Origin of the sequence: Streptococcus halotolerans, from assembly GCF_001598035.1 — a bacterium.
GTDB lineage: Bacteria > Bacillota > Bacilli > Lactobacillales > Streptococcaceae > Streptococcus > Streptococcus halotolerans.
Genome location: NZ_CP014835.1, coordinates 647,822 through 660,072, shown reverse-complemented (window position 1 = coordinate 660,072; position 12,251 = coordinate 647,822). Strand labels below are relative to the sequence as shown.

Annotated in this window: 11 protein-coding genes; 7 read left to right on the top strand and 4 right to left on the bottom strand. The window is 36.7% G+C overall.

Annotated elements, in window-relative coordinates; translation table 11 throughout:
• Positions 1 to 219: 219 nt before the first annotated feature.
• The 7 genes from deoD (at position 220) to A2G56_RS02970 (ending at position 7,410) form a co-directional block, all read left to right on the top strand.
• Complete coding sequence (gene deoD / locus A2G56_RS02995; RefSeq protein WP_062712409.1) at positions 220 to 930, top strand: purine-nucleoside phosphorylase; 711 nt, start codon at positions 220 to 222, stop codon at positions 928 to 930.
• A gap of 1 nt (position 931) precedes the next feature.
• A complete protein-coding gene (locus A2G56_RS02990; RefSeq protein ID WP_062708819.1) occupies positions 932 to 1,711 on the top strand; it encodes a LytR family transcriptional regulator in 780 nt (259 codons plus the stop codon).
• Between the two features lie 1,046 nt (positions 1,712 to 2,757).
• Positions 2,758 to 3,621 carry an AraC family transcriptional regulator gene (locus A2G56_RS02985; RefSeq protein WP_062708816.1) on the top strand — a complete coding sequence of 288 codons (864 nt, stop codon included), beginning with the start codon at positions 2,758 to 2,760 and terminating at the stop codon, positions 3,619 to 3,621.
• A gap of 267 nt (positions 3,622 to 3,888) precedes the next feature.
• Positions 3,889 to 4,047 carry a hypothetical protein gene (locus A2G56_RS10570; RefSeq protein ID WP_157761190.1) on the top strand — a complete coding sequence of 53 codons (159 nt, stop codon included), beginning with the start codon at positions 3,889 to 3,891 and terminating at the stop codon, positions 4,045 to 4,047.
• Between the two features lie 285 nt (positions 4,048 to 4,332).
• Complete coding sequence (locus A2G56_RS02980; protein ID WP_062708813.1) at positions 4,333 to 5,526, top strand: serine hydrolase domain-containing protein; 1,194 nt, start codon at positions 4,333 to 4,335, stop codon at positions 5,524 to 5,526.
• An 18-nt stretch (positions 5,527 to 5,544) separates the two neighbouring features.
• The gene (locus A2G56_RS02975; RefSeq protein ID WP_062708810.1) at positions 5,545 to 6,717 is read left to right on the top strand and encodes an MFS transporter; all 1,173 of its coding nucleotides are present in this window, start codon (positions 5,545 to 5,547) and stop codon (positions 6,715 to 6,717) included.
• A gap of 78 nt (positions 6,718 to 6,795) precedes the next feature.
• A complete protein-coding gene (locus A2G56_RS02970; RefSeq protein WP_062708807.1) occupies positions 6,796 to 7,410 on the top strand; it encodes a glutathione S-transferase family protein in 615 nt (204 codons plus the stop codon).
• A gap of 454 nt (positions 7,411 to 7,864) precedes the next feature.
• Here A2G56_RS02970 and A2G56_RS02965 read toward each other — a convergent pair whose 3' ends face one another.
• The 4 genes from A2G56_RS02965 to A2G56_RS02950 form a co-directional block, all read right to left on the bottom strand.
• On the bottom strand, positions 7,865 to 8,497 hold the full coding sequence (locus tag A2G56_RS02965; protein ID WP_062708804.1) for an ABC transporter ATP-binding protein: 633 nt from the start codon (positions 8,495 to 8,497) through the stop codon (positions 7,865 to 7,867).
• 10 nt (positions 8,498 to 8,507) lie between these two features.
• Complete coding sequence (locus A2G56_RS02960) at positions 8,508 to 9,875, bottom strand: ABC transporter permease (RefSeq protein WP_062708801.1); 1,368 nt, start codon at positions 9,873 to 9,875, stop codon at positions 8,508 to 8,510.
• 34 nt (positions 9,876 to 9,909) lie between these two features.
• On the bottom strand, positions 9,910 to 11,181 hold the full coding sequence (locus A2G56_RS02955) for an ABC transporter permease (protein ID WP_062708798.1): 1,272 nt from the start codon (positions 11,179 to 11,181) through the stop codon (positions 9,910 to 9,912).
• A gap of 285 nt (positions 11,182 to 11,466) precedes the next feature.
• A complete protein-coding gene (locus A2G56_RS02950; protein ID WP_062708795.1) occupies positions 11,467 to 12,198 on the bottom strand; it encodes a S1 family peptidase in 732 nt (243 codons plus the stop codon).
• Between the last annotated feature and the right edge of the window lie 53 nt (positions 12,199 to 12,251).

Below are 12,251 nucleotides of genomic sequence, written 5' to 3'. Positions count from 1 at the left end.
TACTGACTCTCATTTCGCAATAGTTAGAGTGCTTGATAATTCATATATTGATTGAAAAATAGCCTCTAACATTAAAAATAAGAAAGGAAAGAGAGCAAGTTCTATATGAGTTGAACTCGATGAAAACTTGGGAAAAGGTGTGCTAGGCAAGGCATTAGGCGTTCTTGGTTAGTTTACTTATGTTTCGTTTGTTTTTTGGTTGCTCTTTATATTATTGTTATGTCTATTCATATTTCCGCTAAAAAAGGCGATATTGCTGATAAAATTCTTCTTCCTGGAGATCCTCTTCGAGCGAAATTCATCGCAGAGAATTTCTTAGAAGATGCTGTTTGCTTCAATGAAGTACGTAATATGTTCGGTTATACTGGTACCTATAAGGGACAACGTGTTTCTGTTATGGGAACCGGGATGGGGATGCCATCTATCTCGATCTACGCGCGCGAGTTGATTGTTGATTACGGTGTCAAAAAACTTATTCGTGTTGGGACCGCTGGTTCCATTGATCCAAGCGTTCATGTACGTGAATTGGTTTTAGCTCAAGCTGCGGCTACAAACTCTAGTATCATTCGCAATGATTTTCCAGAGTTTGATTTTCCACAAATTGCTAATTTCCAATTGCTTGATAAAGCCTATCATATTGCTAAAGACCTTGGTTTAACAACACATGTTGGGAATGTTCTGTCTTCTGATGTCTTTTATTCAAACATGCCGGAACGCAATATAACCTTAGGTAAGCTTGGTGTTAAGGCGATTGAAATGGAAGCGGCAGCTCTTTATTATCTTGGGGCACAACATGGTGTTGATACTTTAGCCATCATGACCATTTCTGATAGTTTGGTAAATGCTGAAGAAGACACAACAGCAGAGGAGCGTCAAAATACCTTCACTGATATGATGAAGGTAGGACTGGAAACATTGATTGCAGAATAATATGACGATAGATACTGATAAAATAGCTGTTCTTTTAGACTTGTACGCTTACCACCATTTATCAGAAATCCTTGACGATAAGATAAATGCTCATACCTATTTTCTTTTAGAAAGTTTAAAGGAACGTAGGGAATTGAATGTTGCCTATCTTTTCAAAAAAGAATATGACAGAAAGCAGTGCGAAGCTTATTTTAATCATGATTTGGTATCCAATCCTTATGAGAAGGAGTTGTTGGCCAATTATATCTTCGACTTAGAAGCTAAGTTACGAAATGGCAAGATTATTGATTTTGTCAGAGCTGTTAGTCCTATCTTATACCGCTTATTTTTAGAAGTCCTTGAAGATCAAGTGCCTGAATTAGATGACTATATTCATAATGCTAAGTCATCTCAATATGATACTTGGAATTTTCACAAAATGCACGCTTCTGATAATAAGGCAATAATATCTTATGTTTCTCAAAAAAGAGATGGTAAAGTAACTTCCAGCAGTTTATCAGAATTGATTCAACATACTGATTTAGATGAAACGATTAAAAAAACTGTTTCAGATTTGCGTGAATTTGAAAAGTCAGTTCGCAATCCGTTAGCGCATTTGATTCAATCTTTTGATGAAGAAGAATTACATCGAACGACTGGCTTCTCATCACAAGCTTTTTTAGCAAAGATTATTGATTTAGCTTTGTACTGTGATGTTGTCTATGATCGAGATAATTTCTACTTCGACCAAATGAACCACTTAATATTGAGAGAACTACATTCATCAAAAACCGAAAAATAACTTATAGTAGATTTTTGAGGCTGACCATCTCATAAATGCACGAAGCAAAATCTTACGAGCAGGTATGTTACAGCTAAGCGTACGAGTCAGGAATAACAAGATTTTTATTTAAGAGATTAGAGATTCGTCACCATCTAGATTCATGAAGTTGCTAAGATGATAAAAAAGCGAACCAGTGACAATTTCTGTTAGACAGAATGTCACTGGTTTGCTTTTTATGTTTTGTGTCGAATTGTTAACCCTAATCTTCACTGCTTATACGGTGAGCGTCCGATAGCAAGGTATCTGTAATCCAAACTGACCTTTTCTGACATTTTGTTATTAGAAATGCGAAAAGGAAAGTTCTTATGCCCCACATGATTATTTTTTTAGGAAGTCTAAAACCACGTCGCTTGGAAAAAAAGATAACGATGACCAGCTATTGTAAACCAGATTGGCTAAAGTGAAAGTTTGGTTCTTTCAGGTGTTAATCCTAGAATACTTAACATCTCTTTTAGAAAAGAGACTTGCTGATGATGACCGTCCCACTTAATGGCTTCGGTCGGTTTATCTGATTTGTAGGAAAACCGATAGGAGATACAGGATGTTTGCTATATTTTTGATAGTAAAGGCACTTCCATCATGAGCGTCTGTCTCAGGTTCTTTTTGTATTTAAAGCGATGCACATAGAGTGATGAAACAAGAGGAAGACAAAATGACGTTAAGAATAGTATTACCAATTAGCACTGTTTTTCTGGGCTGTTGTTACAAAAATTTAGTGAACATACCATGCTAATACTAAATCACAGTTACACTGTTTATGGTTCATCTCACGATATTTTAGTTTTCAAACCTCAAAAGCCCATAACTTGATGTGTTATTTATGGCTGGGATAGGTTAGTTCGTAATGTAAGACTCAATAGGATGATTTAAGAGATAACTCTTCGAGGTGAATTGTGGTAGGATTAGTCATGAAAATAGCTTGTTTGCATAAATTATGGCGATACTGTCTATTATATCAGGATATATAATTTTGAATATGGAAATTTCGAAACGAAGGAGGAAAGATGAAGCACGAAGCAATCATGGCAGATGATTTTCTACCAGTTAAGATCATTATTCATAACGAACAGATGCCAGCGAATACTCCCCCTCACTGGCATAGATCAATAGAAGTAAATGCCATGCTCGAGTGGCCTTTGAGTAAGATAGGAGTTGCTGGAGAGACGTTTGAAGCGAAAACGGGACGAATTTGGATGGCGAATAGTATGTCTCCTCATTTCAATCAAAGTCTAACTTCAATTGGAAAAAGACGCGCTGTATCTATACAATATCCCTTTCATTTTGTTAAAAGCTTATATCCTGATATTGAAAAAGGAAGTTTTATCCTGAATGCTCAAGAAAGTTTTACGAAAGAGCAATGGGATGTTTATCAAATAGAACTCTTTCCACGTATGGAAAAACTGTATTCTCTTCATAAGGACAACGGCGAACTCTATCGATTAGACGTTCATATCATTATCTTAGAAATTTTACATATTCTCTTAAAAAATTTCTTCACAACAAAGATTCCCTTGTCAAAAATTGCGTTAAGTAATGAGATGGTTGAACGAATTCACGCTGTTATAGATTATGTAGATAGTTATTATAATAGTGACATCTCGCTTGAAGATATTGCTCGGCTGTTGCATCTCTCCAGAGGATATACTGCTCAAATGCTAAAAGAAAATTTAGGGATGACCTTGGGGGAATATGTTTCATTTATCCGTTGTCAAAAAGCTAGAAAAGATTTACTCAATCTTTCTCTAACGCAGACAGAAATTGCTCAACGACATGGTTTCTCTGGATTGAGAACAATGAACAGACAACTTGTCCAGCATTTTGGTTTGACAGCGAAAGAATTTCGAGCATTTAGCAAAGTATCGGATTGAGTATCTCAAATAATGACGACAGTATCTATGGCAGAAACATTAGAGGGCTGTGCTCTGGAGCATAGAAAAACTCTAGGACATTTTATGGCATTGACAAGTACGCTCATTGAAAAGTTAGTACATCATCCTATTGAATAAAAGAAGACCTATCTCGAAATAGTGCAGGCAAATATGTGGTAAATTCTTTTATGCATTTATGTTTAGCGATTACCTTATAATGATATTTTATATGATGCAGAGCTAGAAGTTTTAACAATACAGCGAGCTATGATTGTCTGTCTTCAGATGAAAGATGATGGCGGAAAAGTTCCTGTCATTATTTTTAACATCTACGTTTTTGCTTTCTTGGGATTTGGACATGTTATTGCGAATTTTGTCTCTTTTTCATTAGCATTTTTGTCAATGGTTGGGCAATTGCGTGAATGACTTTTATGAGACTTTTATCCAATCTCTTTTTCGCATGTTTAGAAAACTATGTTGGCGGTGAATTACTCACTGGGCTAACCTAATCATAGTTAAAGGAAGAGAAACTAGTCTACCATCATTAATGTAAAGTTCAATCATCTTTTCTTAGAGAAAAGGTGATTTTTTATTATTTCTAATACCTATATCGGACTGCGCGCCCAATTTTCCTGTGAAAACGCCCTGTATTCAAAACATTAAACGCTTACAATATAGAATATAAAAACGTTTACAGAAGGAGTCTTATAGATGACAAAATGGGAAATTATTCAACGACATATTCAAGATGCGGTTGATAATCAGGTTATCACAGGCGCAGCCATTCATATTGTAAAAGATGGGGAAACGGTTCTAAATGCAGGTTTCGGTCAAGATAAACGAGATAGTATCTATCGGATCTATTCTATGACCAAGGTAGTGACAGCTGTAGCTATTTACAAGCTCATTGAGGAAGGAAGATTGCGGATAACAGATTGTCTAGCAGACTATTTACCTGCATTTGAAAACCATGTTTTTTACAATAAGAATGGAGAGTTAGCTCTTGGTAGAAAGATTACAATCAAAGATTTATTGAATATGACGTCTGGTATGCCTTATCCTGGGGAAGATTCACAAAGTGCTATTAGAATGAAAGAATTTGAACAAGAAATAGTGTTAAAAATGAGGAATGGAACAAGGTATTCAACCAAAGAACTCATGAATTTGGTAGCAGCTGTTCCTGGGGAATTCGAAGCAGGGACAGAGTGGAGCTATGGTATCTCAGCAGATATTCTAGGTGGAGTCATTGAAGTTGTCACTGGTCAAACATTAAGTCAGTTTTTTGAAGAACACATTTTTCAACCGTTAGGTATGTATGACACAGGATTTTTCGTTCCTGAGAAAAAATTAGACCGAATAAGCGCGATTACTAGACGTCATCCTGAGTTCCAATATGTTGATACATTTGACAGAAAAGCGCTCGAGACAGATGTGACTGACTATTTAACATTGCCCTTTGTGTATGATGTTAATACCGTAGAGCCTCAATTCTTATCTGGTGGAGGCGGTTTGTATTCGACAACTCAAGATTTTAGTCAATTAGCCCAATGTCTGCTGAATTTTGGTAGATACGCTGAAGGTCAACTACTTCAGGAAGATACCATTAAAGAAATGACTCAATTGCCAACTGAAGGTGCATTCTATTCAGCGGTACACGAAAAGGCGGTCGGCAACGGAATTCCAGGTTATTCCTATCATAACTTATTAAGAATTCTGACTCATCCAGATGAAGCTAAAGTACTTGGTGTTGATGGAAATGTTGGAGAATTTGGTTGGGATGGTGCTGGCGGAAACTTTGTAGTGATTGATCCAATTGACAATATTTCTGTTGTATTTATGATGCAGGATTTACATGCAGCTGAACCGATTCTTAGACGAAACATTTATCGAACAATCTTTCAATAATTACTAGGAGAAAAAACAATGAAAAAGAACTCTTCATTATTTAAAATATCACTTCTTTCAATCTCTTTATTATCTGCTTTAGCCCAAGCAGTTTCTGCAGCTTTTCCAGCTATGTATGAATCATTTCCAAATGAAAGTTCAGCAGCTATTGAAACCTTGGGGACGATTCCCAATTTTGGTATGCTATTTGGTCTTTTAGTAAGTCCCTTGCTCATTCGAATGACGAATAAGAAAACCACTGTTATGATTGGTCTGATATTGGCTCTGGTTAGTGGTGTCTTTCCAATGTTTGCTACAAGCTATTTTCCGATTCTGATATCTAGGGTATTGTTGGGAATTGGAATAGGTTTATTTGCCTCTTTAGCAGTAAGTATGATTGCTGATTACTTTGAAGGCAATGAGTTGTCAACCATGCTTGGTTTTCAGAATGCTATGGGAAGTGTTGGTAGCGGTGTGTGCTCACTTGCACTTGGCTATTTATTGACATTTGGTTGGCAAGCGGCCTTTTCAATCTACTTCCTTGCGATACCCGCTATTGTTCTATTTGGCTTATTTGTTCCATCTGATACAAAACAAGTGGTAAAACAAGAGTTTCAAAAAGAAAAAGTAGCAACGAAGCAAAAACTAAGCTTACCTGTTTTACTAATTGCTGTAATATTATTCTGTTTCTTTGTCATCCTAGTGCCAATGAGCTATAAGATGCCACAACTTGTTGTTAGTAAAGGAATAGGAACTGCAGGTGATGCTTCAACCATTTATGGTATATTTACCTTGATTGGAATCCCAGTTTCACTTGGATATGGTTTTTTGAAAAATAAAATTGGACAAAATTTGTATCCACTTAGTTTATTATGCTTAGCTTTCGGCTTTGGTACCATGTCGTTTACTAATAGCTTAGCTTTGATTTATGTCGCAGGAATTATCAATGGCATTGGTTTTGGTTTAGCAGTTCCTTTTGGGTATAACTGGATTAGTGAAGTTGCAGATAGAGATTCCGTCAATTTAGCAACAACAGTAGCTTTGTTGAGTATAAACATGGGCGTTTTCCTATCTCCAGTAGTAATGAATGGCTTAGGGACTCTTCTTACAGATGGTCAACCAGATAGCATTATGCGTATTTCAGCTATTGGATTTGTCGGTCTAATCCTTATGACAAAAGGACTACAAATATTTTTATCAAAGAACAAATAATATAATGTTAATGCCAAAAAGATTATTTTTAAAGTAATATCTGATTATTAAAAAATTTTTCAAGTGAAGGAGTCCAAAATGAAATTATGGTATTCGAAAACTAGTCCATTTTCTCGAAAAGTGCTGGTTACTATCTATCATCATCATTTAGAAGAACAAATAGAATTCGCCTTAACGACAGTAGCTTTTGATGCACAAGCACCACATAACCAAGATAATCCATTGGGGCGTGTTCCTGCTCTGAGGACCAAGGAGGGGATTTGGCTTTATGGATCCTACACGATAGTTGATTATTTAGATAGTTTGAGTGACAAAGATAAATTCATTCCGACAGATTTTCATCGTTATGAGATTCTAGCGTTGCATAGTCTTGCAGATGGTATTTTGGAAAATGCTATGCCTATGTTAGTTGAACGTCTAAATCGTCCTTCAGAATACTGGTGGAATGAACGCCATAAACAATATACTGACCGTTGTAGAGCAAGTTTTCAACAATTAGAAGAGATTATCTTTTCTCAACCTTTCTCTTTAAATATTGGGACAATAACAGCTGTAGCAGTTATTGATTGGTGGATATTGCGACAGAACTACCTTGATATTTCTTTACAAGAAGAATTTCCAAAACTAATCGATTGGAATCGGAAGATGACTGATACTTATCCAGAATTGGATAGAAGTTGGAGTTTTACTTAGTCAAGTAGATTGACACAGATGCTTATAAGAAATGTGTTTTCAGACAGTGATAATTAGAAAATCCATCAAAGTAGTTACGATCTTTCTACTACTTTGATGGATTTTTTTGTTATTTGTTAATAGATAACCATAGATTTCCAACTTGAAAATTATGCGCCATAGCCAAAAGCTGTCTTTTTAAGTCGATAGCGCTTAACCTTTATTCATATTAGAATATGCTCAACAGCTCTGTCATGATGGTTCTCTATAACCAAGAAAGTAATGGTTTACTCCTTGGGGACTTGATGACAGATGTCAGCACTGTTTGTCTAAATTAGTTTAATACTCACTCAAATTCAAAACTAGCGGGCACCCAGTCTCTGTGTACAAACGATTTTAGTTGGCAAGGAGTGAGTCTTTTGTCCCAACACTAGGATAAGGCTATTTCTGAATGTTGCTAAATATAATATCCTATTTAGCGAAGCTGTTCTAAATGACCATTTCTCAAGGTTAGTTGAACGTCAGCCATTTTGGCTAGTGCCTTGCTATGTGTAACCATGATGACACATTTGTCTTCATGATGAGCGATGTCTTTGAGGTTTTGAACGATGTCAATGGCAATTTCTTCATCCAAGTTACCAGTAGGTTCATCTAACAGCATGACCTTAGCTCCTGAAACAAGAGATCGGGCAATGGCGACACGTTGTTGTTGACCCCCAGAGAGCTGTAAGATATTTCGATTAATTTGTTCTTTCGACAGACCTAAATCAAGTAAAACTTCAGCCTTTGCTTTTTTATTAACGAGTCTGATATTTTCCAAAGGGGTTAGATAATCTAGGAGATTATAATTTTGAAAGACTAAGGAGACATGATGACGACGGTAGTTAGCGTAGCCGATGTCCTTTAAATCTTTTCCTTCTATCAAGACTTGACCTGAAGTTGGTTTATCTAGTCCTGCTAAGAGTGAGAGTAGGGTCGTCTTACCTGTGCCTGAATGGCCAACAATAGAATAAAAGGTGCCTTTTTCAAAATCGTAATTTAAATCTTTGAATACCTGTTGCTGGTTGATACCGTCATAAGTATAGGATAAATGGTTAATGGTTAGCATGTCTGTCTCCTTATGAAATCTTAGTTAAAATATCTTTTGGTTTTAGTAGGATAACTGGTAAGCTTGCTACGATAATACCGATAACAATCAAGCCACTGCTGATAGCCATCATACTGATTAGCTCATTAGAGCTTAGATGGACTTGGAAGTGCTTGACAGTTTGCATGATAAGGTCAGTCTGACTGTCAGCACCCAAGGTATAACCGCCTAATTGCTTCATAACTTCTTCTCTGACGGTATGAGCAACAGAGTCCACGGTCTGGTTAGCTAATAATTGTCCTAATGTTTTTCCAACAAGACTAGCAACGATAAATGATGGAATGGCAAGCAGAAGGTTTTCAACGATATATTGGCTAACAATATCGACCTTAGATTTTCCAAGAGCTAATAAGACACCGCATTCACGTAAACGATTATGTACATTAAAGGTTAGTAGTAGGATAACCAATATAGCACTGGCAATAATGGTTACAATCACTAAACGTTTTACCGTTTTTTGAAGGAGGCTGATACTACGATTGTAAGATTTTAAAGCAGGGTTTTGCTCAGTCAGTTGGTAGTTTTGCCAATTGACGTCGTCAACATCCTGTTTCACCTTAGCGATAAATTCTTTAGCATTGACTGATTTTTTTAAGCTATAAGTTGCTTCACTATAAAGTGTTTTTCCTTTAGGGAAGCCGAATAAGTCACTGGCTAGACTGGTGTCAGATAGTAAGGTGTTAGAAACTAGCTCATCATTATAATTGGGTTTATTGAAGGTTTTCCCACTAAAAATACCGACAATTTCAGCTTTTAAAGGTGTTTTATCTTTGCCGATATAGCGAACGGGATCACGTCCCAAAGTTAGATGATCACCAACTTTAAGATTATTGTGTTTGGCAAAGTCTTCATGAACTAAGACCTTATAGTGATCATTAGGTTTTAGATGGCGTCCGCTTTTGAGTTTCAACATACTTGTTGTAAAACGATTATCTTTATGGCTATTTGAAATACCTTCGACGGTTAAGGCAGTCGCAATATCCTTTCTTCGATAATCGCCTTCGGTGGTTCCGATAGGGACTAGTTTAGCATCTTCTAAACTAGCAAAGGATGATACAGACGGCACAAAACTTTTGACTTCAGGATAACTGGCTATTTTTTGAATAGCTTTTTCAGAAAGTTCTCCGGAACCATAACCATCTCCGACAAAAATATTACTAGCTGATAGGGTTATGGTCTGAGTGAGGTTATGCTTTTTGACGACTGCTCCTGACATCGATGATGACAAGCTAAAGATGGCGATTAGAAAACTGGCAATAACGCTAAAAAGTAAAAAGTTGATCAGTGTTTTTGCTCTTTTTCGATACAAATAATAAATAGCTCTGGTAAAAAATGACATGATTACTCCTTCGTTTTAATGGGTGATGTGATGTTTAAGACATCATGGCAAAGAGTTTCTTTGGTGAATATCTTAGCAGTGAAGAACAAGCTAGGAAGACAGCTCCAACAGCTAAGGATAAGTTGGTAACAATACTATAGCTAATATCGGTCACTGTTAAGCTAGTGGTATGCTGAACCAGCTGCTCCAGATTGAGATGATTCGCTAGAAAAGCGATAGGCATGAGTTCAGCATTATCGGTATTTTCATAGCTAGCGCTTAACAGATCATGGCGTAAGCTATCACTTATGGAGGGCAGTAGGAGACCGTTGATTAGTAAGGCAACCACTATTGAGATCGTAGCTACAATGAAGATTTCTAGAATATATTGTAGCAAGATGTCGCCTCGACTTTTTCCAAGTGATTGTAAAATACCGATTTCAAGTTGTCTACTCTTCATCCATAGATTGAGAAAGAAAGCAAGAATTAAGGTGCTAAGAACAAGAGTTCCCCAGAAGATTAGTTGAAACAGTCTTTGTTGGCTTTTCAATCCTTTCAACTGCGCTTGAAGACTGGCATCTTTTTTTAATTGATATTCTTTAGCAACATTTTTTCGAGTTTGTAGATCAGTCTGTGCTTGCATAGCCTCTGTCTTCGTTGAGGCTTCATAGTAACTGGTTTGATAAGTATAGTTTGGGTTGACTTTTGTCAGAGTTGCTTGTGTTGTGATGATATTGTTATCTAGGGAATCACTTTCCCGATTAGTGACAGGGGATTGGGATACTTTAAATATTCCAGCTACAGTTAGGGTGTGTTGGGAGCCATTTGCTCCTTTTATCGTGAAATGTTCTCCTTGTTTTAATTGATATTTTTGTGCAAAGCGCTGACTAACCAGAGCTTTATTGACATCAGTATCCTTTAAATAACTTCCTGTAGCCAAAAATGTTTTCGATTTTAATAATTTAGCTTTTGTCAAGAATTCCTGATTAATCAAGCTATAAGGCCTTGACTTTGAGTGGTGTTTATCGGTGACTGTTACGACTTCAGCGATTAAGTGATTAGCTTTTAGGTGATAGCGAGATGCGACCTTTTGGAATGTGTGGCGAGTAGCTGGGTTTGTGGCATGTTCAGGACTGTTGTCTATCTTAGTGACCATAAAACGTTTCGATTGCGCTTGTGAGAGCGTTTGGATATCTTTACTAAACGCTGCGTTAAGCGAGATGAGCAGTGTCAAAGAAAGGCTTACAATCAAAAGCAAGCCCGTTAATATGACTGTTTTGATATAATGTCGTTTTAAATAAAGTTTTGCGCGTGTCAGAGCATTCATAGACTCTCCTTTGTGATCTAATAGCGTTGATGGACATTGAGTAATTGAATGGTTAAAATAAAGTTTAAAAGCTAATGTCTTGGATAGTTAGCAGAGGAAGTTTTTTGTCTAGACAAGTCAAGGTTATCAACAAGAGGCTAGATAAATATCTCAGCCTCTAAGATGGTTATATCAGCAGTGATTACTGCTTGGTTGCCTTAACTGTCATTTGCTAGTAATAATAAATCATTGCCAGACATTCGAGAGTATCTCATGTTCCTGCTGTTTTTTGATGTATTAGCTAGTCTATTTTTTGATTGTGGTTTTTAAAAAGTCTCGTAATTCTGGTCGTAATAAAAATCCAAATGTTTTAGGATTCTTTTTATCGTCAGTTGAAGCATTAACGAGTCCGACTAACTCATTTTTCTCATTGATAAGTGGTGATCCTGAATTGCCGCTATAGATTAGAGCAGCAAAAGTTAAGAAACTCCCATCTGGTTCGATTTCGGTCAGTTTTCCTTTACTTTCCCAAAGGGTTCCGTAGGGTTTGTCCCCCGGGTAGCCAATGGCACTGAGTTTGTCTCCTTTTTTTAGGGATTTGATGGTGTTAGGACTAGCCATTTTTAAGGGAGTAATAGCAGCTAATGTTCCCTTATCTTTTGGATTATCTCCAATTTCTAAGATAGTCATATCATCGCTATCTTTTTTAGCAGGGATTATTTTCTTAACGGGATAGTCATAATGCTTTCCATCTTTCCCTGTAATGCGAACTACAATTTCTTTTAAGGGTTTTTTTGACACATTGACAACATGTTTGTTGGTGACTAAGTGATGGCTTCCGACAAAGAAACCTGTCCCATATTCTTTTTTATCTTTTAAGTATTGCACTCTAACAACACTTTGATAAGGATATTCTTGGCATTTGTGAATCTCTGTGCGTGTCTTCTCGCCGTCAATGACTTTATCAGCCAAGACGGTAGAGTGGTTTCCTAGTATTAAGAGAAAACCAAGGGCAATGCAGGCTACTAGTTTTTTCATTATGTATTTCCTCTCTCTCTAAATCTCATTGATGACTAAAGAAAACCATCAAT

What these genes read in the sequence shown, in the direction of transcription:
- deoD (WP_062712409.1), top strand. Translation starts at nt 220, where the DNA reads ATGTCTATTCATATTTCCGCTAAAAAAGGCGATATTGCTGATAAAATT.
- A2G56_RS02990 (WP_062708819.1), top strand. Translation starts at nt 932, where the DNA reads ATGACGATAGATACTGATAAAATAGCTGTTCTTTTAGACTTGTACGCT.
- A2G56_RS02985 (WP_062708816.1), top strand. Translation starts at nt 2,758, where the DNA reads ATGAAGCACGAAGCAATCATGGCAGATGATTTTCTACCAGTTAAGATC.
- A2G56_RS10570 (WP_157761190.1), top strand. Translation starts at nt 3,889, where the DNA reads ATGATTGTCTGTCTTCAGATGAAAGATGATGGCGGAAAAGTTCCTGTC.
- A2G56_RS02980 (WP_062708813.1), top strand. Translation starts at nt 4,333, where the DNA reads ATGACAAAATGGGAAATTATTCAACGACATATTCAAGATGCGGTTGAT.
- A2G56_RS02975 (WP_062708810.1), top strand. Translation starts at nt 5,545, where the DNA reads ATGAAAAAGAACTCTTCATTATTTAAAATATCACTTCTTTCAATCTCT.
- A2G56_RS02970 (WP_062708807.1), top strand. Translation starts at nt 6,796, where the DNA reads ATGAAATTATGGTATTCGAAAACTAGTCCATTTTCTCGAAAAGTGCTG.
- A2G56_RS02965 (WP_062708804.1), bottom strand. Translation starts at nt 8,497, where the DNA reads ATGCTAACCATTAACCATTTATCCTATACTTATGACGGTATCAACCAG.
- A2G56_RS02960 (WP_062708801.1), bottom strand. Translation starts at nt 9,875, where the DNA reads ATGTCATTTTTTACCAGAGCTATTTATTATTTGTATCGAAAAAGAGCA.
- A2G56_RS02955 (WP_062708798.1), bottom strand. Translation starts at nt 11,181, where the DNA reads ATGAATGCTCTGACACGCGCAAAACTTTATTTAAAACGACATTATATC.
- A2G56_RS02950 (WP_062708795.1), bottom strand. Translation starts at nt 12,198, where the DNA reads ATGAAAAAACTAGTAGCCTGCATTGCCCTTGGTTTTCTCTTAATACTA.